Source organism: Exiguobacterium sp. SH0S2 (genome assembly GCF_004337185.1).
Lineage (GTDB): Bacteria > Bacillota > Bacilli > Exiguobacteriales > Exiguobacteriaceae > Exiguobacterium > Exiguobacterium aurantiacum_A.
In genome coordinates, this window is record NZ_SJVB01000002.1 from 529,059 (window position 1) to 550,524 (window position 21,466).

Consider the following 21,466-nt stretch of genomic DNA (forward strand, 5'->3'; position numbering starts at 1 on the left):
TAAAGGACACTCCTTTTCCGTCACTAGTTAAACATCACTCCTCATTATAAACAAAACCGATATAAAAAAGCTAGAGGAAATTATTTCGGTTACGCTTGATTTTTATTGACGCGTTGCCAATAGATTGTAATCAATCCAACGTTAAACAACCAAGTCAGACCGAGTACCCCCATCATCCAGCCGCGAGGAATTTGAAACGACAGCTCGGCATTGACTGTCTGTCCAACGTAGAGACCATAGCTTAATATTCCGACCATCAAAGCGGAATAGGCGACGACCATGCCAAATCGTTTCCATAGTTGAAGCAGTAACGAAGCAAACTCTTTGTTGTCTCCATAGTATTCATATAAGTAGACGTGCCCGGCACTTGAGTACATCGTTTGAACGTAACCGCTCACGAACAGGACGGGAATGAACACGAGCGGTTCGATGAAACCTAAGAAAAACACCAGAGATGAGACGAACAGGACGAGATAAGGACGGCGAGCCAACTCGAAAACGCGACTAATCAATACCCAACCGATAACCCCTGCCAAAAATGGGACAAATACATAGAAGAGGAGTACTTGAAACGAATATAGGGCGAGACTGACGAATACGGCACCGATCAATGTCCATCCCCCGAACAAGCCGACGACGAACGCAAGCAATTGGACTTGTCGCGTCCTAGTCGCGCTGACGTATGTTCTCGTCCGTTCTTGGAACAGAACCCAGCCCACATATCCTAGTAAAATGACCATCAACAAAAATATTTCAATGTAGCCTCTCGTTCCTTCTAACAAACTAAGAAGACGGCTCACTAACGTAAATAATGTGACGGCGATGAAGGCGCCCACAAACTTTACCGTCGTCAATGTCCAAGTTGCCGTTTTTTGGAGTGGCAATTTTCTCACGAATAACCATGGCAGGACGAGGCTGACAAGGAATAAGATGACGGCCCCGTTGTAAGATTGGGTGAGCGTGTATGAGAATGCGGCGATCCACGCAACGAGTGCCAATACGAGCGGCAATGAACTCCCTTTGTCCTCCGTCGGTTCTTTTGGTACAGACAGTTCACTCAGTTGGGACAAAATCGTCGTCATGATCGACCCGACGCCAATTGAGCCGACGCCGACTAAAAATGCACTCAACTCAACGGCCCATTCAAACGGCAACAAAAAGCAGATCAGTCCGCCGACCAGTACCCATAAAGCAATCAAAAACGTCTGTTTCGACCCGAGACGACCGATGACATAAACCCACAACAATAGACCCGACATACTCGCGACATAAAAAATCATGAATGGGATTAAACCCCCGGCGCCTTCTTCTAATGCCATGACTGACAAATACAAAATTTGCGGGAGGATTTGGCTGCTGAGCGCACTCACGATGGTCAACAAAACAATAACGTTTTTCATGTGCGTCCCCTTCTTTCTTAGCGAACACTTACACAAATGCTTCTTTGAATCTTTTCCCCGGTTTCGCGACTGAATAACAATGACTCAAAATTATCCAGTTCGCTTAGTCGCTAAGAATAAAGCGATTACACATCCACCCCTTACTTTTTTCACAACTTAGCCGATATAAAGGAGACACCTCTATTCTACATATGATGAAAAAGGAGATTTTTGAATGACACTCTTCCGTAAACCGAAAAAACCTGATTATACCGCATCAATCGCTTTCCCTGACGCAACGACCATCGCACAACCATCAGACAAACGCCTGAGCGGACGCGCGCATTATATGGGCTATACGTCGACTCAAGTCGAACGACTTCAAGCGATGGCCCCACTCGTCGAATCCGTGCTTGATGACGTGTTAGAAAGCGTACTCGACCATTTGATGTTGCAGCCTGACATGGTCAAGATCGCCAACGCCTCATCGACGCGCGAGCGTTTGAAAAAAGTATTCGCCGACTACTTCCGCAGCTTGTTGACGGGTCGGATCGATGAGAAGTTTCTCGCCATGCGTAAACGCATGGGACAGACACACCATAATTTCTCGGTACCGGTCGTCTGGTTCCTCGCGACGTATTCTGCCTTCAACACGTTGCTCGTCCCGAAAATCGTCGAGCACTATCAACACGACCCGGCGGCGATGACCGAGTCGTTGCTCGCGTTGTCTCACGCGATGAATTTAGACGCTCAAATCGTGACCGAGCAGTACGTCGACGCCAGACTCGGTGAAATCGAATCGGCAAACGCGGCCCGGACCGACTTGTTGACCGATATCGGTCGTGTCAGCACAGAAGTCGCGACGACGATGGAACGGACCGGCGCCGCCATGTCCGAGACGAGCGACCGGGCCCACCAAGTGTTGTCTGAAACCGAACAGACGGAGAAGATGAGCCGTCACTTGATGGAACTGACGCAAACGAACGGCAAACAGATCGAGCAGATGGAGACGGAGTTCACGCAATCGGCGACATACGTCGACGCCTCGCTCGAGCGCATCACAGCACTCAAAGACGGCTCGCAAGAGATCGTCAGCATGACCCGCAGCATCGAACAGATCGCCAACCAAACGAACTTGCTCGCGTTGAACGCCTCAATCGAAGCGGCCCGGGCCGGTGAGCACGGCAAAGGCTTCGCCGTCGTCGCGACCGAAGTCCGGACGCTCGCCGAGAACGCCAAACAGCTGAGCAGCCAGATTAACGTACTCATCCACGAGAACGAGACGAACATCGCAGCCCTGCTCGACCAGATGGGACAAATGCATCGGACGAACGACGAGGCGATGCGTCAGTTGAATGCGGTCAAAGTCGGCTTCTCGACCGTGAAAGACGAGATGGGCAACTACGTTCTCTCATTCGAGCGCAACAAGCAAGACCTCGGACAGATGGTCGAGACGATCTCAGCCATCAACGAGACGACGCAAGGACTGTCTCACCTCACGTCTTCACTGCTCACAAAATCCGAAATGTAAGTAAACGAAATCCGGGCCTGGTCGCTGACCAAGCCCGGATTTGTTTCATTGTAAGATTGGTTCGGGTACTTCGATCGGCTTCAGTGAGCGATCGAGCAGCTCGACGACGTCGAACGTTCCGACCGTCTCATCGACTTCTTTCGCTTTCGTACCGTCCGAGAGCATCGTCAAGCAGTACGGACATGCCGAACCGATGACCGTCGGCTTCGTCTCGAGCAACTGCTCGGTCCGAGCGACGTTGACACGCGTCCCGACTTTCTCTTCTTGCCACATGAGTCCGCCACCGGCTCCACAACACATGCCGTTCTCGCGGTTACGTGCCGCCTCGACGAGCTCGACACCTGGAATTCGTTCGAGGACGAAACGCGGTGCGTCATAGACGTTGTTATAGCGGCCGAGATAGCACGAGTCATGGTAGACGACGCGTTCGTTCACGGCGAAGTCCGGCTTGACCCGTCCCGTATCGAGCAGTTCGGCGAGCAGCTCGGTATGATGGTACACTTTCACACCAGTCAGCCCGAAGTCCGGATACTCGTTTTTGAACGTGTTGTACGCGTGCGGGTCGACTGTGACGATTTTCGTGACGCCGTATTTCTCGAACAGTTTGATGTTCGCTTCGGCGAGTTCTTGGAACAATAGTTCGTTCCCGATTCGGCGCGGCGTGTCCCCTGAGTTCTTCTCCTCGTTTCCGAGGATGGCGAACGAGACACCGGCCTTGTTTAAGACACTCGCGAAGCTTTGGGCGACTTTTTGGCTACGGCTGTCGTAAGAGCCCATCGCCCCGACCCAGAAGAGAAATTCGAACTCTTCTCCCGCTTTCTTTTTCTCTTTGGCAGTCGGGATGACGAGCTCTTCCCGGTCTTTGCGCCAGTTTTCGCGCTCTTTCCGGTTCATGCCCCACGGGTTGCCTTGGCGCTCGATGTTCGCGACCGTACGTTGCGCCTCAGGGTCCATCTTCCCTTCCATCATGACGAGGTAACGGCGAAGGTCGATGATTTTATCGACGTGCTCGTTCATGACCGGACATTGGTCTTCACAGTTTCGGCATGTCGTGCACGCCCAAATCTCTTCTTCCGTGATGACGTTGCCGATCAACTCATCGGCGACGAGCATGTGCCCGTTTTGGGCCGCGGCCGCGATCTCCGCACCTTGCGTGTTTTGGAACATGAGGGCCGGTGCCCACGGTGATTTCCGCGTGATGGCCGCCCCTTTCATGTTCATATGGTCACGCAGCTTGACGATGAGATCCATCGGCGACAGCATCTTGCCGGTACCGGTCGCCGGACAGACGTTCGTACAGCGCCCACACTCGACACAAGCGTACAAGTCGACGAGTTGCTTCTGGTTGAAGTCCTCGATTTTGTTGACACCGAAGACGACTTCTTCGTCCGACTCTTCCGCGTCTTCCATCGCCGAGAAATCGACCGGCGCGAGACGGCCGACTTTGTGCGTCCGGCCGAGCCAGACGTTTAACGTGCCGGCGATCAAGTGGGCGTGCTTGCCTTGCGGGATGTAAATCATGAAGCTGAGCAAGAACATGAGGTGTAGCCACCAGAAGACGACGAACAAGGCGAAAGCGACGCCCCCAGGTACCCAAGCGAACGCTGAACCGATCAGTGTCGCGACCGGTTCGCCCCACATCGGCAGCTCTTCTTTATAGACGAGATAGAACCCGTTGCCGAACAAGACCGATACCATGAGCCCGCCGATGAAGATGAGGGCGAGGCCGGCCATAAAGTTCCGCTTCAAGCGCACAAGTTTCTCGACGTAACGGCGGTAGAATCCCCAAACGACCGCGACGAGAATCATGAGCATGACGATTTCTTGCATGAATGTGAAAATCGGATAGAGCGGACCGAGCGGCACGTGCGGGAAACGGGTTCCGACGGCGAGCCCTTTCCAGATGAAGTCGATGGCCCCGAATTGGACGAGGATGAACCCATAGAACATCATGACGTGGATGATCCCGCTCTTCTTATCCTTCAGTAGTTTCTTTTGACCGAACACGTTGATCATGACTTGTTCGAGCCGTTCCTTATTCGTTTGGCTCCATTCTGCCTTCTTCCCATGCTTGATGAACGTATAACGCTGATAGACGAGCGTCGCGAACAAATACAGTCCATAGCCAAGAACGAGCAAGAATAGAATCCAGTTGACGATTAAAAATGTCGACATCCCCAAAACTCCCCCTTATGAAAACGGATTCAATCTTGAGTTCAGTATAACAAAAAGTGAATGAACAGTCATTCATTTTCTTGTTGGAATCAAAAGTCGAGCACATGTTTCAAGAACAACAAGATGCCGCCGTAGCCGAAAACGGCGAGCACGAACGTCCGGAAGTGGAGGTTGCGGTCGGCCGGCAGCTCGAACTTGACGATATTGAGGATCATCGCCCCGGCGACGAACGCGAACAGGAGCGCCTCGACGTGCGTCGCGAGATCGATGAAACGAGCGAACAAGCCGCCAACGAGAATCCCGCCGCTTAAAAAATAACGGCCTTGCGTCAAATAACGTTCCCCGTAGTGACGGTACAAGTCGTGACCGACAGCGAGGAAATGGACACCGAGCGCGGTCGCATAAAAACTACGTGCCACAAACGTGACCGATGTCGCCGTGACGACGTAAGCCGAGAACGACATGTATGCCGTCAGAAGCGTCACTTGAAGCCAATACGACACGTTTCGGTCAATCGTCTCGTCTTGAAAGTACGGTGTCCGCACGAACCGCATCGTCCCGTAGAAGACGGTGAAACCGAGCAGACTGACGACGTAAATCTCTGACGGCAAGGCAAGGTCGAGCCAGTTGACTTGAAGCGTATCTTGGCGCTTGTTGAGCGATGGCAATAAATACATGAAAAAATACGTGATGGCGATCCCGCTCGAAAATGAGAACCATTTTTTAGACGGTACCCGGTCGCTTGGAAACAAATAAATCCCAAAGAAATTGATGAGCACTAAATACACGACAATCCAGTTCGCCATCCCATGTCACCCTTTCAGTTCAATCCAAAATCGCTCGACGACGGTTCCATCTTCTTCGGTATACGGTGTGTCGGCGACACCCCCGTTGTTCAAAATGACTTGGCGAGAGGCGACGTTCTCTCGGTCACACGTGATGAGCGCCCGCTCAATCCCGAGTTCCTTCGCTTTCTCGAGCGCGAGACGTAGCTGTTCTGTCGCCAAACCGCGTCCGCGCGCACTCGGCTTGATGCCGTAGCCGATATGTCCCCCGAAGTTCAACAGGTGGGCGTTTAACTCATGGCGAATATTCGCCGCCCCGAGCAACTCGTCCCCGTCCGTCAACCAATACGTCGTGCTCGGCACCCAACCGTCCTCAATCTTTTCACGGTCTTCTGCGTCAAGTAGTCGTTTGACGTAGGCGTCAAAATCGCTTGTATCTTTATTAATCGTCGTCGGGACGATGTTGCTTCCGTCCTCTTTCCATTCGCTTAACAGGGCAAGAACTTGGTCTTGCTGTTCGACTGACGTCTTCACGAGCCGTAACATAGCATTTCCCCCCTAATTATATGTATAGAAAAGACCGCAATGCGGCCTTAGTCTTCGAGTCCTAATCGTTTTGGCATCACGGGTGCGAGTTGTTTCGCTTCGTCTAAGCGACCGGCTTCGACGAGTGTGTGGAACCGCAAGAATTCCTCATGCTCAGCGTCACCGATTGCCGCCAAGTAGTCGATATAGCGGTCGTACACCGATTTATCTTCCGATCGCGCCTCGATCAACGCGATATAGAGCCGGACCGTGTCTTCTCCGTACAGGAGCGGGAACTCGTCGTTCAATTGGAGCAACTTGTCGACCGCGTCCATATCGACGCCGGTCTCATTGTCATAATGACCGATGACTTGTTCGGCATGGTCTTCGAGGCGGCCTCGCCATTCCTCATACTCTTCCTCGTTCGTCTCGAGCATCTCGAACCAATCCTCGTTCAACATCTCTTCAATTTTTTTCACACGTTCTGTAAAATTCATGTCGTTTCTCCTCCTTCAAACGTCCAAGCGACGTCGACTTCATAGTCGCCCGCCAAGTCGTCGTTCATTGCCAACTCGTAATGGAAACGGCAGCGGCCGTCCCGGACATCGAGCCGCACCGTTGTCGTCGCCATCGTCATCGACATATATGGATTTTTGTATAGGCTTTGTGTCAGCCGTCCTTCAATGAAGGAATGGTTCATCTCGATCGGTCCTTTACAGATGAGGGCGAGCCGCCCAGTCGTATATTTCAACGTCGTCGGTACGATGCCGTCCTCACGCTCTTGGTCGAACGTCAAGATGAAGCCGGTCTTTAATTCATAGTAGAGACCGTCGGCATGGAGCTCGATCGGTTCATCGACCTCACTGACTTTCGTCGTCTGCCGGACACGGACCCGTCGTGGTTCAATTGCCATGGTGATTCCCCTTTCCGCTGTCTCATCGTACCATATCTCCTAAACGGTCCGGAATCGCTAACTTTTTCTTTCCCGGTTCGCGCGCGCCTCACACCACAAAAAAGACAGGGTTTCCCCTGTCTTTGAGTCAGCTCAACTTGTAGACGCGTCCTTCGAACGGCTTCAAGTGGAGGAGCATCGTCTCATCATGCGCGTCGAGCGGCATGTTCTTCAAGACGACGTCGTCTGAACGAAGCATGATATCCGTCGCGAAGATCGCTTCTTTGCCCGTCAAGTTCGACATGACGAGGTATTGCGTGTCACCGAGCGTCCGTGTGTAGGCGTAAATCTCCGGATGTTCCGGCAAGACGATATCGTACTTGCCGTAGACGAACGTCTCGTCGTCTTTCCGGAGACGGATCATCTCTTTATAGAAGTTGAGGATCGAATCCTCGTCCTCGAGCTGCGCGTCGACGTTGATGTCCGGATAGTTCGGGTTGATGCCGAACCACGGTTTCTCGGCGAACGTGAAGCCGGCATTCGCGGCGTCGCTCCATTGCATTGGCGTCCGTGTGTTGTCACGTGACGAGTTCCACGTGATCTCCATCATCTCTTCATGGCTCTTGCCGTGCTCACGTCCGATATAGTAACGGTTACGTGTCGCGATGTCGTCGTACTGGTCGATCGAATCGAACTTCACGTTCGTCATCCCGATCTCTTGGCCTTGATAGATGAACGGTGTCCCTTGCATGAGGAAATACATCATCGCGATCGACTTGGCGCTCTCTTTCCAGTAACGCTCATCGTCGCCCCATGACGACACGGTCCGTGTCTGGTCGTGGTTCTCGACATACAAGGCGTTCCAGCCGTCTGCCTCGAGGCCTTTTTGCCATTTCGTCAAGACGTTCTTCAAATGGACGACGTCGAGTTTCGACTCGGCGTCTTCACGCCAAAGACCCATATGCTCGAATTGGAACACCATGTTCATCTTGCCGTCCTTCTCACCGACCCAAAGGTGGGCGTCGTCAGGCGAGACGCCGTTCGCTTCACCGACCGTCATGATGTCGTGTTTGTTGAACGTCTCGTCACGGAGTTCTTCCAGGTAGCCGTGAATACCGTCGACGTTCATGTGCATCTCGAACGACGGCACGAAGTCGAGGCCTTCCGGGTTCGGAAGATCGCCGAACGACGGGTGTTTACGGATATGGCTGATGGCGTCGACGCGGAAACCGTCGATGCCTTTGTCGAGCCACCAGTTGATCATGTTGTATATCGTCTGGCGCATCTCAGCGTTCTCCCAGTTGAGGTCCGGCTGTTTCTTCGAGAAGACGTGCAAGAAATACTGTTCGGTCGTCTCGTCGAACTCCCAAGCCGAGCCGCCAAAGATCGACTCCCAGTTGTTCGGCTTCGAACCGTCGGGCTTCCCGTCGCGCCAAATGTACCAGTCACGCTTCGGATTGTCTTTCGAGCTCTTCGATTCGATGAACCACGGATGCTCGTCTGACGTGTGGTTGACGACGAGGTCCAAGAGCAGCTTCATGCCGCGCGCATGGACTTCTTCCAAGAGACGGTCAAAGTCTGCCATCGTCCCGAACTCGTCCATGATGTCCTCATAGTCACTAATGTCATAACCGTTGTCGTCGTTCGGCGACTTGTACATCGGGCAAATCCAGATGACGTCGACGCCGAGGTCTTTCAAATAATCGAGTTTGTCGATGATGCCTTGAATGTCACCGATCCCGTCACCGTTCGCGTCGTAAAAACTGCGCGGATAGATTTGATAGGCGACGGCTTCTTTCCACCAATTTCGTTTTAAAGTTTTTGTCTGTTGGTCACGTTGTAAAAGTTGCATATCTCAATAAGACTCCCTTGTCTCTAAACTTACTGCGCATCCTATATACTTATCCTAATATCAGTGCTATTTTTTCTTCTTACGGCTAGCGCAATCGTTTGCACGATTACAGTAAGTTTATCTTACCAAAAATCATTCGCCGACACAAAGAAGTTTTAAATAGCTTGCTCACCGTGTACCCTACACGATTTGAAAACCAATTGAAAGCGAGGCGACTCATATGATTCGTTTGGCCACCGTGGCCGATGTATCTCCCATCGATACGCTTATTCTAACGAAAGCGATGGAGTTTAAAGCAGCCGGAAAAACGCAATGGCAAAAATATTTAAAGCCGAGTCGGACCGATACTGTGACGTATGACGTCACGAACGGGACGGTGTACGTATATGAAGAGAACGACACCATCATCGGGGCGGTCAGTCTGATCCCGCCGACGTCGTGGGACGAGAACTTATGGAACGACGCCGACACAGCCGTCTACGTGCATCGCCTCGTCGTCGACTCGCGCCATAAAGGAAAACAAATCGGTACTCAATTGATGCGTCAGGCAATGGCCGGGGCAAAACGGATCCGGCTCGACTGTGTCGCGACGAACGGATTTTTGAACGACTATTATCTTCGCTTCGGCTTCAGCTACGTCGGCGAACGCGACGGTTTTTCCTTATTTGAAAAACAAGCTTGACCTTGACGTGACGTCACGCTTTACGCTGAATTCAAGGAGGTGAGGCTTATGTATTCGATTCAGCAGCTCGCGAAGCTCGCCGGGACGACGCAACGGACACTAAGGCATTATGACGCGATCGGTCTGCTTGTACCGCTGCGCGACGACAATGGATATCGCCGCTATGCAAAACATGACGTCGACCGTTTGCAGACGGTTCTGTTCTATCGGTCGCTCGACTTCTCACTCGACGCGATCAAACACTTACTTGAAGCCGATTCGTTCGACCGGGCTCAGACGCTCGAGCGCCAAGTCACAGCGTTGCGCGAGAAAGCGGCTTATTTTGATATGCTCGCCGACACGGCCGAGGCGACACTCACCTCACTCAAAGGAGGACTTCCCATGGAAGACAACGCATTGTTCAACGGACTGTCGTTTGACGAACTCAAGGCACACGAAGCAAAACATGAGACTGAAGTACAAGACCGTTGGGGCGACAGCGAGGCGTACCACACATCTTTCGAGCGTGCCAACCAACGCTCGAAAGATGATTGGGAAACACTCAGCCAAGAACAGATGAATCTCGTCAAACCGCTCGTCGACCTGTTCCGAGCGGACGTGCCGATTGAAGACGAACGTGTCCAAGCCGTCGTCAAGGCGAACCATCAGTTCATCAATGCTAATTTCTATGACTGTTCATTCGACATGTTCAGCGGACTCGGGCACATGTATGTCATGGATGAGCGGTTCACGATGTTTTACGACAAGTACGCGACCGGACTTGCCGTCTACTATAACGACGCGATCCAACATTACTGCATCAAAAATAGCTAAAAGGCCAAAGTGAACTCGCTTTGGCCTTTACTCTGCCGTCCGTCGATCATACACGTCCTCTTCGAGCATCGATTCAATTTGACGACGCAAAAGCGGCAGTGCCGTCACAAGTTGAAGGTAAGGATACGTCGCAAAGTTATCGGTGCCACCGACATACAGGACGGACCGGTCGAGTACAGTCCACCCTCTGTCGCCCCATTGTTCGATTCTCACTTCACAGACGTCAGGCTTAGCGCGAAACGCCCAGTAAGCTTCAAGTTGTCCTTTGGCCATCGAAGGGCTGACCGTTAAAATCGGACAGTCAAGACGGTGCAGTCGGCTCATGTCGACGGGTCCGGTCTCGTGCAAGATCACGAGTTGTGGTTGTAAGCGATCAAGCCACATCATCGTTCGGGCGTCATTCAGTGACGTGACACGCAACAGATGATGCGATGGAATCGGATTGTCGTTCAGCGGATAACGTGCTTGTAACTCTCGGACGCGCTGACGACTGAATCGGCACATGAGCGGTGACATAAAGCGAACGTATGATTGACGCATCCACTCGTTGATCGAGTCGGGCCGCACTTCAGCCGGACCGTCTTCTTTGATCACATGGGTCACCCCGAGATTCCGGATCGCCTGGTACACATAAGTCGAAGTCGGATCCTCGCCGATACATAAGACGATCGGACGCGTCATAAGCCCTCCTCCTTCCCTCTCTTTGAAGCGTCATCGTCTGTCTGGTCTGTAAATTCTGGCCCCATCGCCGAAAGCGCTATGTCAAAAGAACCGAACATCTGTTGGATATCTTTAAGCGCCGGTCCTTTCCCGTCTTTTTTTGCCATATTTCATAACCCCATGGCGAGAGGACGGCCAAATCCTCACTCGCTTCTTTCAACGCCGATAGAATATCTTGTTCCGTGAACGCTTTACGCGTCGACAATCCGATTTCTTCAAGTGCTTGCGTCCAAGACCCGAAGCGCCGAACGACTTTTGTGATACTCGGACGTTGGTTCGCTTTCGCCCATTTCGCATACGTCGTTGAATTAAATGGTTCGATTTCATCGCTCGCATCGAGCAACGCTTGAATAATTTCAATCTTTTGGTCTTTTGCCATCATCCCGAGTAGATCGGCCTCGATCAATGCGACCTTCCAAGACCCAAACTGGATGACAACTTCCGTGAGCGTCGGAGCATCATGGTCATGCGCCCATTTTCGGTAATCGGCACTATTGATCGAGCCAAGATCCTTCGCTGCCCGGCGAAGCGTTCGCAACATTTCCGACTTCGTGAAACGCGGCATCTGGTTTTCAAACCCGACGAGCCGCAGCACGTTCGCCCACGAACCATACACCTCTAACAGTTCGAGTACGGTCGGTCCGCCGTTCGCTTGTTGCCATTGCTGGTACATATGGATTGTGAGACGACCGTCATCGGCGGCCGTCCTCAACTGGTGAATCACTTGTTTCTCTTCCATGCCGCCTCCCCCTTTTATATGCGACGACTCATCCCACTTCACGAGCGCTAATTTGCGCAAATAAATTGATTTGCCGTGTCAAAATTTTCGATTCATCGAACCGTTCCTCGACGACTTCGCGACCTCGGCGACCGTATGATTCGATCCGATCTGAATGCTCGATGAACGACTCCATCGCCTCCGCGAGCGCTTGCGGACGGGCCACCGGGACGAGGTATCCCGTCTCTCCGTCAATGACTTCTTCTCGACAACCGCGGATGTTCGTCGCGATGACCGGAAGACCTGACGCCATCGCCTCTAAAATGGAACGGGGGAGCCCTTCCCGATAAGACGGTAACAGAAAGACGTCATGACGGTTGAACAAAGACGGGGTGTCTATGACGTATCCGACGTAATGAACGTTCGGATTGTCTACCAAGTGAGCTTCAACGAGTTTGGCGGTCTCTTGATCCCGCTCATTCGACAGCAACTCTCCGGCAATCGTGAGTGTCGCTCCCGGATGACGCGCAGACACTTCCTGAAACGCCTCGAGTAGATCGAGGATCCCCTTTTCTTTGACGAGGCGACCGACGAACAGAAACTTTAACTGCTTCGGGTCAACTGTTTTTTCAAGCGGTTGGAATCGAGTCAAATCAATCCCGTTCCCGAGATGAAGCAGACGGTCATCGCTTTTAAATTGTCGGGTCTTGGCAAGCGAATAATCTTCCTCACTTTGGAGCAGCAGCCAGTCGGTCGCGAGTGCGGCAAGCGATTTTTCGAGCCAAAACACGAGTTCATAGGCGACCCGGCTCATCCGTTCATGGAAGTAAAAGCCATGGGCCGTGTACAGAATGTGCGGGGTGCGGGCGATTCGGGCCGCAACCCGTCCGAGCGCGGCCGCAACCGGCGTATGGACATGGATCGCGTCATACTTCTCCCGTCTGAGCAAGGCGACGAGCCCTTGAATCGTCTGCACGTTCCGCTTCGGATGGAATTTGCGATCGATCGGCAGCGTATGGATGACCCAACCTTCCGCCCGCAACCGGTCCGTCCGGTCACCGTAGGCACAGGCGACATCAACTTGGTGCCCTTCGGCTTTCAGCGACTCGATGAGCGGACGCAACAGGACGTCAGCGGTCACGTCGACCGCGCAGAATTGAAGGATCTTTAAAGGCGCCATAAGTGGACCTCCTCTGGCTTCGTCGCTCGGTTTAAGATACCTTTTAAATCCATGACGATCCCTCGTCCCATCTTCAACTGACGTTCGGCAATTTTCCAACCGGCACTCACGAATTCATCGTGTGAGACGGCGTAGATGACGACTTCCGCCGGCTTGAGCTCATGGTACGATTTTACTTGGATCCCGTATTCTTGTTCGACTTCCTCATGGTGGACGAGCGGGTCGTACACTTGCACCTCAAGGCCGAACTCCTCGATTTCCCGCACGAGTGTCGCGACTTTTGAATTACGGATATCACTGACGTTCTCTTTGAACGACATGCCGAGCACGGTGACCCGTGAGCCGAGTACCGGCATGTTTTGACGGATCATCGTTTTAATGAGCGACGTGGCGATGAAACTGCCCATCGTCTCGTTGATGCGCCGTCCGGCTAAAATGACCTCAGGGTGATAGCCGAGCATCTCAGACTTCATCGTCAAATAGAACGGGTCGACCCCGATACAATGGCCACCGACGAGTCCAGGCCGGAAGTTCAGGAAGTTCCATTTCGTACCGGCCGCTTCTAACACTTCAAGCGTATCGATGTTCATCCGCTCGAAGATGATCGCGAGTTCATTCATCAATGCGATGTTCAAGTCCCGCTGCGTATTCTCGATCACTTTCGCGGCTTCGGCGACTTTGATGGACGAAGCGCGATGCACACCGGCATCGACGACCGTCTCATATACGGCTGCGACGATATCAAGCGTCTCCTCATCCTCGGCGGCGACGACTTTCTTGATCGTCCGGAATGTGTTGACCCGGTCCCCTGGATTGATACGCTCTGGCGAATAGCCGACTTTAAAATCGATCCCGGCCCGTAGACCCGACTCTCGTTCGAGCAGCGGGATGCATTCTTCTTCCGTCAGTCCAGGGTAAACGGTCGACTCGTAGACGACAATCGCCCCCGGCCGTAGGTGCTTGCCGACGGTTCGCGTCGCGCTACAGATCGGACCGAGGTCCGGCTGATTTTGTTCGTTGATCGGCGTCGGTACGGCGATGATGATAAAATCCGTCTCTTCAAGCTGTGACGCGTCGGTCGTATATGCGACTGAGGCGATTTCAAGCGATTCCCGCTCGACTTCTCGCGTGCTGTCGAGATGACCGTTCAGTTCGTTGATGCGGGCCTCATTAATATCAAATCCGATGACGTCTCCGACTTCTCCGAGCGCGACCGCGACCGGGAGACCGACGTACCCGAGTCCGACGACGGCGATATGGCGATTGGCAATGGTTCTTCGTGCTGTCCGTGATTCTGAGATGAGTTTGTCCATGTCCATCTGCCTCCAGTTATTGTGAAATTTGATTCATCAACTTTTCGACGACGATGACTTTTCCGTTCGGGCCTCGAGGAATTTGTTTGACCGGCGTCAACGTAATCTCGACGCCGTCTCCGACGAGCTCTTTCAACCCCCGTCGAAGCACTTGTTCATGCGACGAGGTAAAGCGATTTGGGTCTTTGATGTAGCGCATCTCGATGTGATGCAAATCGAACTGCCGAAACTGGACTTGAATGACCGAGTTCGGGAGCTCGCTGACGATCGTCGTCAAATCCCCTTCATAGACTTTGAGTCCTTTTGGCGTGACGATGAAATTCGATTGCCGTCCCTCGATCGACTCGACATACGTCCCGCCTTGACCGCACGGACAAGTCCCTCCCCCAAACTTCATCCGGTCCCCGATCCGGTAGCGGACGAGCGGTGTGCCGTGGGTCGTAAAGCACGTGACGAGAATTTCGCCGTCCTCCCCATAAGGCTCGATGACCCCTGTCTCGTGATGAAGGTGCATCCGTCCATGACTGCATTCGCTCAAAATCGGTGCCCCTTCGGACGAGGCGTATTGGTCGAATACGGGCGCGTTGAACGCTTCTTCAAGCAACGACCGTCCAAACGCCGTGATCGTCTCTGACGTCGGGAACAAGGCGATCAGTTGGAAGTCGAGTTTGATGTTGTGCGCTTTAATGTATGAGGCCAGGTCGATCATGGCGGACGGGGCGCTATCGAGAACGCTTGGTTTGAACCGATTCAGTTCTGCGATATAGTGCGGGATATTCTCCTCGGTCAGATGGAACAACGACAGCAGTAGTTGATTCATCGGACGATTATACCGCCAAAACACGGGTGCCGCTTGATCCGGTTCACAAATGACGCGTCCCGTGAAACTGGCTCGTTTCATCCCTTTTTTAAAGCCGTGTTGTTCTTTAAAATAATCCAAATGGGCCATCCGGATCTGATAATCTTCTGCTGTGAATTTCACTTGGAGCGACGCACCGGTCGTCCCGCCTGTCTTGCCGATAATGTCTGTCTTCACGTGCGAGTAGATGGCCGGGGTCGAGCGGACCGTTTCCTTCTCGAGTATCGGAATCTGTTTTAGATCTTCAATCGAGTGGAGCGGGAGCGATACGCCGGCCTCGTCGAATAACTGACGGTAATAGTCATTGTTCGCTTCGCAAAATGCTAAAAAGTCATTGAGTCGTCGAAGCTGGTCTGCTCGAACGGCCGCGTCATCCGTCGGACGGTTGCGTAGTGCGGCAAGCTCCTGCTCGTACGCTTTCCCGTAACGCTCTTGTGACAACTTCAAGCCATAAAGTGACGTCATCCAGTTTTGAAGGCGGATCGGCGCCTTAAAATATACGTCCCGCAACGCGAAGATCGCCATGATCGAACTCCCCTTTTGTATGGGTCAGACGTGAAGTCTCTTCACGACCCGAATTTTTCCGTTTGGTTCTTTTTTGATGGCCGGCACATTTTTAAGACGGATTCGCATATTCGGTGTGAACAGTCGTTCCACTTCTTGCTTTAATATCGTCTCATGTTCGTTTTCGAACCGGTCCTCATCTTTGACATACAACATTTCAATCTGGTCGATCTCATGTTGGAGCACTTGGACTTGAAGTACCGAGTTCGGCAGCACGGCGACGGTCGCCGTCAAGTCGCCTTCGAACACTTTATAACCTTCCGGTGTCTCGACGTAATTCATTTGACGGCCATCGATCGACGAGATGACCGTACCGGTCTGGCCGCACGGACACGTCTCATCGCTGAGTGTCATCCGATCTCCGATTCGATAACGGACGAGCGGCGTGCCATGGGTCGTGAAGCTCGTGACGAGCACTTCTCCGTTCTCTCCGGCCTCAATGATGCCGGTCTCCGGATGGAGGTGCATCCGTCCATGCTGACATTCGGTGACGAGCGGTGCGCCTTCTGAAGAAGCGTATTGGTCGTATACCGGGGCGTCAAAAACCTCCTCGAGCAATGCGCGTCCCCATGGCGACAACGTTTCCGACGTCGGAAAGATGGCGATTGGCTTGAACGTTAAGCGCATATCCGTGTCTTTTAAATACTTGGCGACTTCGATCATCGCGGACGGCGAACCGTCGAGGGCGTCAGGTTGAAAGTCGTTCAATGATTCGACGTAGGCCGGGATCGTTTTCGGATGAAAGTGAACGACCGAGTAGAGCATCTGTTTCATCGGAGCGTTATAACGCCAATAGACCGGCTCTTCCTGGCCGCGCGGACAAATCATCCGATCGGTGAAACTTGCTCGTTTCATCCCTTTTGTAAAGCCGTGCTGCTCTTTAAAGTAATCCAAATGGGCCATGCGGGCTTGGTAATCTTCGACCGTGAACCGGACTTGGAGTGCCGTCCCGGTCGTTCCACCCGTACACCCGACGATTGGTGCTTTAACATCCGAGAAAATAGTCGGTTCGGTACGGAGTGTCTCTTTCTCAAGCACTGGAATTTGTTTCAAATCGCTCAGTTGCAGAAGCGGCAGCTCCACGTGATGGCGGTCAAACAAGTCCCGATAGTAGCTATTATGCGTCTGACAGAACTTGAGGAACCGATTGAGCCGATTCAGTTGGGCTGTTTGCGGATCGACGAGCCGTCGACTTCGAAGCTTGGTCAACTCTTTTTCGTAATAGGGACCGTAACGCTCATGGTATAACTTCAACCCGTATAGCGAGATGAGCCAGTTTTGAACCGGCAACGGAGAGTTGGCATAGATTTTGTCTTGAAGTGACATCATCACTCGATTCCCTCCTTCAATGCATGGTGATACGCGATATACCAATCGATAAACTCATGCACCCCTTGTTCAATCGGGGTCTGTGGTTGAAAATCAATCGCTCCATACAATTCCGATGAATCGGCAAAACTTTCCGGTACGTCACCCGGCTGCAGCGGGAGTTCGTTCACGATTGCTCGCTTCCCTAGTTTTTTCTCGATGATCCGAATAAAATCCATCAGTTGGACGGGGCTATGATTCCCGACGTTGTAAACACGGAACGGGACGTCGCTTCGGTCCGGGAGCGGGTCGTGATAGTCAAACTCTTCGTCAGCGAACGGTTGAATGTCCATCAAGCGGACGATCGACTCAATCACGTCGTCGACATAAGTGAAGTCACGGGCCATTTGCCCATAGTTATAGACGTCGATCGGTTCACCTTTAATGATGGCTTCTGTAAATTTGTACAGCGCCATATCTGGTCTTCCCCACGGTCCGTAGACGCTAAAAAATCGTAGTCCGGTCGTCTTTAGACCGAACAGATGGCTATACGTGTGGGCCATCAGTTCATTCGCTTTCTTCGAAGCCGCATATAACGAGAGCGGATGATCGACCGGATGCTGTTCAGAGAACGGCATCTTTTGGTTCGAGCCGTACACGGAACTTGATGATGCATAAATCAATTGCTCGACCGGGAAGTTCCGGCACGCCTCAAGGATGTTTAAAAATCCGACGATATTCGATTGGATATAAGCGTCCGGATTTTCAAGACTGTAGCGGACGCCTGCTTGCGCAGCCAAGTTGACAACGATATCAGGACTCCGTTTCTCAAACACCCGTGTGACGGCCATTTTGTTCTCGAGCGAGTCCCGATACAGTTTGAAGTTCGGGTGCGTCAAGACGTAGAGACGCGCCTCTTTCAAATGAGGATCATAGTAATCATTCACTTCATCAATGCCGACGACGTGGTGCCCTTCTCGCAACAGCCGGCGCGCCAAATGAAAGCCGATGAACCCTGCGACACCTGTGACGAGCACAGTCTTTTTCATAACGTCTTCCTCCTTTGGGTGGGGTCGCTCGAACGAATCCGAACGGGCTCGATCTGAGGCGCGAACATATCTGCCATCACTTCTTCCGGGATTTCGCTATTGGCGACGAACAAGAGGAAGGACGTCAATGCGCTTTGTTGGTCAAGCAGATGTTCAATCGTACGTAAAATTGGTTCGACCGATTTGAACGGTCGCGTACAGCCGACAAAAATTTTGTCGTACACTTGATTTTCGCTGCGTTCGCTCGTGGCAAGCAGCTCCTCATACAATTTCTCGCCCGGCCGGATTCCGCTGTATTCAATCGAAATTTGCTCAAGCGTGAAGCCGCTGAGCGTGATCATCCGTCGGGCCAAGTCGACGATTTTGACCGGCTGTCCCATATCAAGGACGAACACCTCACCGCCATTCGCGCGAACACTTGCTTGAACGACGAGCCGACTCGCCTCGGGGATGGTCATAAAGTAACGCGTCATCTCGGGATGTGTCACCGTGATCGGACCACCGCGTTCAATCTGTTCTTTGAACAACGGGACGACCGAGCCGCGACTGCCGAGGACGTTACCGAACCGAACGACCGAGAACGTCGTCGCACTATGACGCGCTTGTTGCTGAACAATCATCTCGGCGACCCGTTTCGTCGCGCCCATCACGTTCGTCGGATTGACCGCCTTGTCTGTCGAGATCATGACGAAACGTTCGACGTTGAACAAATCAGCGGTTTCGACCATATTTTTCGTACCATAGATGTTGTTCTTCACGGCCTCTTTCGGGTTCCCTTCCATGAGCGGGACGTGTTTATGGGCCGCCGCATGATAGACGATCTCAGGCTCGAACTGTTCGAACACTTCCATCAACCGCGCCCGGTCTTGGACGTCCCCAATGATCGGACAAATCTCCGTTTCCGTTTGTAAGTCTTTAAGTTCACGGTCAATCGAATAAATGCTGTTCTCGCCATGCCCGAACAAGACGAGACGACCGGGTTCGAATTTGATTAACTGCCGGCATAGCTCAGACCCAATCGATCCGCCAGCGCCTGAAATCAAAATGGTCGTGCCTTTTAGCTTATGTGAGATCTCGGATACGTCGAGTTGGACCGGCTCTCGTCCGAGCAAGTCCTCGATCGCCACTTCCCTGATCTCATTCATCGATACTTTTCCGGACGCAAGCTCTGAGAGCATCGGTAACGCGTGTGATTCGACGCCCGTCTTCTCGATTCGCTTGAGCAGTTGCAGCCGTTTGCTGTAAGGCAGGGACGGGATTGCGAGAACAACGACTTCGATCCCGAGCTCTTCAATTTTCCGCTCGAGCGCATCAATCGGGCCGATGACCGGTGTCCCATGGATATAGAGCCGTTGCAGGAACGGATTGTCGTCTAAAATACCGACGACGTTTAACACGTTCGTCCGATGTTCTTTCAACTCTTTCGTGATCTTTTGTCCTGAGTCCCCACCGCCGATGATGAGTGTCGCTTTCCCGCTCGGCGGTGCGTTCCGGAATCGGAAGAAAGACCGGGTTCTCGCCACGATCCGGATGAACAGCATCCCGTTGAACGCGAGCAGGCTCTGGACGAACAGCGCTTGATACGACATGTTCTCTAACACGATCAAGGCAGCACCGAGAACAATTAAATCACTCGTGAGCAACACGAGGGCGAGCAATTGTAGCTCACGCATCGAACCGTAACGCCAGTCAATCCGATAAACGCGTGTCATCCACCCGAGGACGAGCAGAGCTGTACTCTTCAGCGCTAAAATCGTCATCAACTTCGTCGTGTCCCCGGAGACGGTCGTGTCATGAGCGAACAACAGTTTGAACGTGAGAAAGATGGCCGCCGCCGCGATCGTCACGTCGAGCATCATAAGCATCGTGTTTTTTCGGTCCATCGGATAATGATTGAATCGAATAGTCATCCTGTCACCACCTTTAAAGATTGCCGAATGTAAACGGGTTATTCGCTGATGCTAGATTAGTACCCGTTCGAGATTCACAATCTGAAAGAAAACCATAGCTTTTTCATAGCAACGAAATTTAGCCATCAAACAGTTTTACGAATGTATGATGGCCATTTCTTTTTGTTTGTGAATATTTCCGCACTAAATGGGTAATATTGAAAGTATATGAGTCGTGAATTAGGTGTAAATTGTCAATAAGGAGGGGAATTTAGAAGTAAGTAAATATGCATGCTCGTCACATGACCTCTTCACGACTTGCTTACACCGTCAGTCACGAGTCTTTTATGTTCGTTGTCAACCGCAGTCGCGCCCTCGACCGTTTGGGCTTTCCTTGAGGACCATCATCGTTCAACCACACCATGACCTTTGAAGCAATCAAGCGCTTCTAAAAAGGAGAGACATCACGATGAAAAGATGGACAGAGCAGCAAATCATCTCATGCCTACAACAAGCAGCGAATGAACTCAAAGAATTCGATACGAAACAATACACACTCTGGGCCCGCAGCAAAGACGTTCCTTCCCTCTCGACCGTGATTTACAAATTCGGTTCTTGGCGCGAAGCCGTTCAGGCCGCTGAAATCAAAATGATGTACCGCTATTATTCGGACGAAGATATTTTAACCGCGTTAAACGAGGCCGCCGAAGAGCTCGACATCTTTACGAGCCAAACGTATCGGGAGTGGGCCAAAGTCGCACAAGCCCCGTCGCTCACGCTGATCAGCAGTCGGTTCGGCTCGTGGTCGAACGCACTTCGCGAAGCGAAATTGCAGACGACGACGGCCCGCAATAACGAGGAGCGCATCATTCAGGCACTCATCGAGGCGTCCGCCGAACTGACACGTCTCACTTCACAGCACTACGCTGTCTGGGCGCAGGAGAAGGGATATCCGACCGTGGCAACGATTGCCCGGAAGTACGGCTCCTGGAGCTACGCCTTGTTCGTCCTCGATATCGCCCCACCGAAACGGAAATGGGACGAGGAGGACGTCATCGAGGCGCTCCGGGTCGCTAAAGATGAATTAAACCATTTCAGCATCCTTCACTACCGCAAATGGGCCGAAGGACGAAACGTGCCGAGCACGTCGACGATCAACGCCTTGTTCGGCAGCTGGACCGCCGCTTTGAAATGTATGGAACAACAGCAAGTCATCACATGACAAAAGCGCC

At 52.4% G+C, this 21,466-nt stretch carries 19 protein-coding genes; 4 read left to right on the forward strand and 15 right to left on the reverse strand.

Features of this window, described 5'->3' with window-relative positions:
* Window positions 1-89: 89 nt before the first annotated feature.
* Window positions 90-1,400 (reverse strand): hypothetical protein, encoded by a 1,311-nt coding sequence (locus EVJ21_RS07385; RefSeq protein ID WP_131490245.1) that lies wholly within the window; start codon window positions 1,398-1,400, stop codon window positions 90-92.
* 214 nt (window positions 1,401-1,614) lie between these two features.
* On the opposite strand from EVJ21_RS07385, the gene EVJ21_RS07390 reads away from it, so the two are divergent.
* Entirely contained in the window at window positions 1,615-2,910 is a 1,296-nt protein-coding gene (locus tag EVJ21_RS07390; RefSeq protein WP_070328221.1) for a protoglobin domain-containing protein, read from the forward strand.
* A gap of 45 nt (window positions 2,911-2,955) precedes the next feature.
* Here EVJ21_RS07390 and EVJ21_RS07395 read toward each other — a convergent pair whose 3' ends face one another.
* The 6 genes from EVJ21_RS07395 to EVJ21_RS07420 all read right to left on the reverse strand — a co-directional run bounded on the left by EVJ21_RS07395 (window position 2,956) and on the right by EVJ21_RS07420 (window position 9,139).
* Window positions 2,956-5,085: a (Fe-S)-binding protein gene (locus EVJ21_RS07395; RefSeq protein WP_131490246.1), complete on the reverse strand. Its 2,130-nt coding sequence runs from the start codon at window positions 5,083-5,085 to the stop codon at window positions 2,956-2,958.
* Between the two features lie 89 nt (window positions 5,086-5,174).
* Complete coding sequence (locus tag EVJ21_RS07400; RefSeq protein ID WP_131490247.1) at window positions 5,175-5,891, reverse strand: hypothetical protein; 717 nt, start codon at window positions 5,889-5,891, stop codon at window positions 5,175-5,177.
* Window positions 5,892-5,897: 6 nt separating this feature from the next.
* Window positions 5,898-6,416 (reverse strand): GNAT family N-acetyltransferase, encoded by a 519-nt coding sequence (locus EVJ21_RS07405; RefSeq protein ID WP_070328225.1) that lies wholly within the window; start codon window positions 6,414-6,416, stop codon window positions 5,898-5,900.
* Window positions 6,417-6,463: 47 nt separating this feature from the next.
* Window positions 6,464-6,892 carry a hypothetical protein gene (locus EVJ21_RS07410; protein ID WP_131464628.1) on the reverse strand — a complete coding sequence of 143 codons (429 nt, stop codon included), beginning with the start codon at window positions 6,890-6,892 and terminating at the stop codon, window positions 6,464-6,466.
* Entirely contained in the window at window positions 6,889-7,308 is a 420-nt protein-coding gene (locus EVJ21_RS07415) for a YwiB family protein (protein WP_070328227.1), read from the reverse strand. Before EVJ21_RS07415 ends, EVJ21_RS07410 begins: the two co-directional genes overlap by 4 nt.
* A gap of 127 nt (window positions 7,309-7,435) precedes the next feature.
* A complete protein-coding gene (locus EVJ21_RS07420; protein WP_131490248.1) occupies window positions 7,436-9,139 on the reverse strand; it encodes a glycoside hydrolase family 13 protein in 1,704 nt (567 codons plus the stop codon).
* A gap of 220 nt (window positions 9,140-9,359) precedes the next feature.
* Here EVJ21_RS07420 and EVJ21_RS07425 point away from each other — a divergent pair, with 220 nt between their 5' ends.
* Together EVJ21_RS07425 and EVJ21_RS07430 are read left to right on the forward strand one after the other, a co-directional pair.
* On the forward strand, window positions 9,360-9,821 hold the full coding sequence (locus tag EVJ21_RS07425; protein WP_236633456.1) for a GNAT family N-acetyltransferase: 462 nt from the start codon (window positions 9,360-9,362) through the stop codon (window positions 9,819-9,821).
* A gap of 48 nt (window positions 9,822-9,869) precedes the next feature.
* Window positions 9,870-10,634: a MerR family transcriptional regulator gene (locus EVJ21_RS07430; protein ID WP_131464632.1), complete on the forward strand. Its 765-nt coding sequence runs from the start codon at window positions 9,870-9,872 to the stop codon at window positions 10,632-10,634.
* A 27-nt stretch (window positions 10,635-10,661) separates the two neighbouring features.
* On the opposite strand, the gene EVJ21_RS07435 is transcribed toward EVJ21_RS07430, so the two are convergent.
* The 8 genes from EVJ21_RS07435 to EVJ21_RS07470 form a co-directional block, all read right to left on the reverse strand.
* On the reverse strand, window positions 10,662-11,315 hold the full coding sequence (locus EVJ21_RS07435) for a hypothetical protein (RefSeq protein WP_071398399.1): 654 nt from the start codon (window positions 11,313-11,315) through the stop codon (window positions 10,662-10,664).
* A 76-nt stretch (window positions 11,316-11,391) separates the two neighbouring features.
* Window positions 11,392-12,093 carry a hypothetical protein gene (locus tag EVJ21_RS07440; RefSeq protein ID WP_071398400.1) on the reverse strand — a complete coding sequence of 234 codons (702 nt, stop codon included), beginning with the start codon at window positions 12,091-12,093 and terminating at the stop codon, window positions 11,392-11,394.
* 28 nt (window positions 12,094-12,121) lie between these two features.
* A complete protein-coding gene (locus EVJ21_RS07445) occupies window positions 12,122-13,252 on the reverse strand; it encodes a glycosyltransferase family 4 protein (protein ID WP_071398401.1) in 1,131 nt (376 codons plus the stop codon).
* The gene (locus EVJ21_RS07450) at window positions 13,240-14,571 is read right to left on the reverse strand and encodes a nucleotide sugar dehydrogenase (RefSeq protein WP_131490249.1); all 1,332 of its coding nucleotides are present in this window, start codon (window positions 14,569-14,571) and stop codon (window positions 13,240-13,242) included. Before EVJ21_RS07450 ends, EVJ21_RS07445 begins: the two co-directional genes overlap by 13 nt.
* A gap of 10 nt (window positions 14,572-14,581) precedes the next feature.
* Window positions 14,582-15,949, reverse strand: a complete 1,368-nt coding sequence (locus EVJ21_RS07455; RefSeq protein ID WP_131490250.1) for a phenylacetate--CoA ligase family protein — start codon at window positions 15,947-15,949, stop codon at window positions 14,582-14,584.
* 24 nt (window positions 15,950-15,973) lie between these two features.
* Complete coding sequence (locus EVJ21_RS07460) at window positions 15,974-17,317, reverse strand: phenylacetate--CoA ligase family protein (protein ID WP_131464638.1); 1,344 nt, start codon at window positions 17,315-17,317, stop codon at window positions 15,974-15,976.
* A complete protein-coding gene (locus EVJ21_RS07465; protein ID WP_131464640.1) occupies window positions 17,317-18,345 on the reverse strand; it encodes an NAD-dependent epimerase in 1,029 nt (342 codons plus the stop codon). The genes EVJ21_RS07460 and EVJ21_RS07465 overlap by 1 nt, the downstream gene beginning before the upstream one ends.
* Window positions 18,342-20,255, reverse strand: coding sequence for a polysaccharide biosynthesis protein (locus tag EVJ21_RS07470; RefSeq protein ID WP_131464642.1), 1,914 nt, complete (start codon window positions 20,253-20,255; stop codon window positions 18,342-18,344). The genes EVJ21_RS07465 and EVJ21_RS07470 overlap by 4 nt, the downstream gene beginning before the upstream one ends.
* 448 nt (window positions 20,256-20,703) lie before the next feature.
* On the opposite strand from EVJ21_RS07470, the gene EVJ21_RS07475 reads away from it, so the two are divergent.
* Window positions 20,704-21,456, forward strand: coding sequence for a homing endonuclease associated repeat-containing protein (locus EVJ21_RS07475; protein WP_131457752.1), 753 nt, complete (start codon window positions 20,704-20,706; stop codon window positions 21,454-21,456).
* The last annotated feature ends 10 nt before the right edge of the window (window positions 21,457-21,466 follow it).

Coding starts and splice junctions, on each gene's coding strand:
- EVJ21_RS07385 (WP_131490245.1), bottom strand. CDS start 1,400: ATGAAAAACGTTATTGTTTTGTTGACCATCGTGAGTGCGCTCAGCAGC.
- EVJ21_RS07390 (WP_070328221.1), top strand. CDS start 1,615: ATGACACTCTTCCGTAAACCGAAAAAACCTGATTATACCGCATCAATC.
- EVJ21_RS07395 (WP_131490246.1), bottom strand. CDS start 5,085: ATGTCGACATTTTTAATCGTCAACTGGATTCTATTCTTGCTCGTTCTT.
- EVJ21_RS07400 (WP_131490247.1), bottom strand. CDS start 5,891: ATGGCGAACTGGATTGTCGTGTATTTAGTGCTCATCAATTTCTTTGGG.
- EVJ21_RS07405 (WP_070328225.1), bottom strand. CDS start 6,416: ATGTTACGGCTCGTGAAGACGTCAGTCGAACAGCAAGACCAAGTTCTT.
- EVJ21_RS07410 (WP_131464628.1), bottom strand. CDS start 6,892: ATGAATTTTACAGAACGTGTGAAAAAAATTGAAGAGATGTTGAACGAG.
- EVJ21_RS07415 (WP_070328227.1), bottom strand. CDS start 7,308: ATGGCAATTGAACCACGACGGGTCCGTGTCCGGCAGACGACGAAAGTC.
- EVJ21_RS07420 (WP_131490248.1), bottom strand. CDS start 9,139: ATGCAACTTTTACAACGTGACCAACAGACAAAAACTTTAAAACGAAAT.
- EVJ21_RS07425 (WP_236633456.1), top strand. CDS start 9,360: ATGATTCGTTTGGCCACCGTGGCCGATGTATCTCCCATCGATACGCTT.
- EVJ21_RS07430 (WP_131464632.1), top strand. CDS start 9,870: ATGTATTCGATTCAGCAGCTCGCGAAGCTCGCCGGGACGACGCAACGG.
- EVJ21_RS07435 (WP_071398399.1), bottom strand. CDS start 11,315: ATGACGCGTCCGATCGTCTTATGTATCGGCGAGGATCCGACTTCGACT.
- EVJ21_RS07440 (WP_071398400.1), bottom strand. CDS start 12,093: ATGGAAGAGAAACAAGTGATTCACCAGTTGAGGACGGCCGCCGATGAC.
- EVJ21_RS07445 (WP_071398401.1), bottom strand. CDS start 13,252: ATGGCGCCTTTAAAGATCCTTCAATTCTGCGCGGTCGACGTGACCGCT.
- EVJ21_RS07450 (WP_131490249.1), bottom strand. CDS start 14,571: ATGGACATGGACAAACTCATCTCAGAATCACGGACAGCACGAAGAACC.
- EVJ21_RS07455 (WP_131490250.1), bottom strand. CDS start 15,949: ATGGCGATCTTCGCGTTGCGGGACGTATATTTTAAGGCGCCGATCCGC.
- EVJ21_RS07460 (WP_131464638.1), bottom strand. CDS start 17,317: ATGATGTCACTTCAAGACAAAATCTATGCCAACTCTCCGTTGCCGGTT.
- EVJ21_RS07465 (WP_131464640.1), bottom strand. CDS start 18,345: ATGAAAAAGACTGTGCTCGTCACAGGTGTCGCAGGGTTCATCGGCTTT.
- EVJ21_RS07470 (WP_131464642.1), bottom strand. CDS start 20,255: ATGACTATTCGATTCAATCATTATCCGATGGACCGAAAAAACACGATG.
- EVJ21_RS07475 (WP_131457752.1), top strand. CDS start 20,704: ATGAAAAGATGGACAGAGCAGCAAATCATCTCATGCCTACAACAAGCA.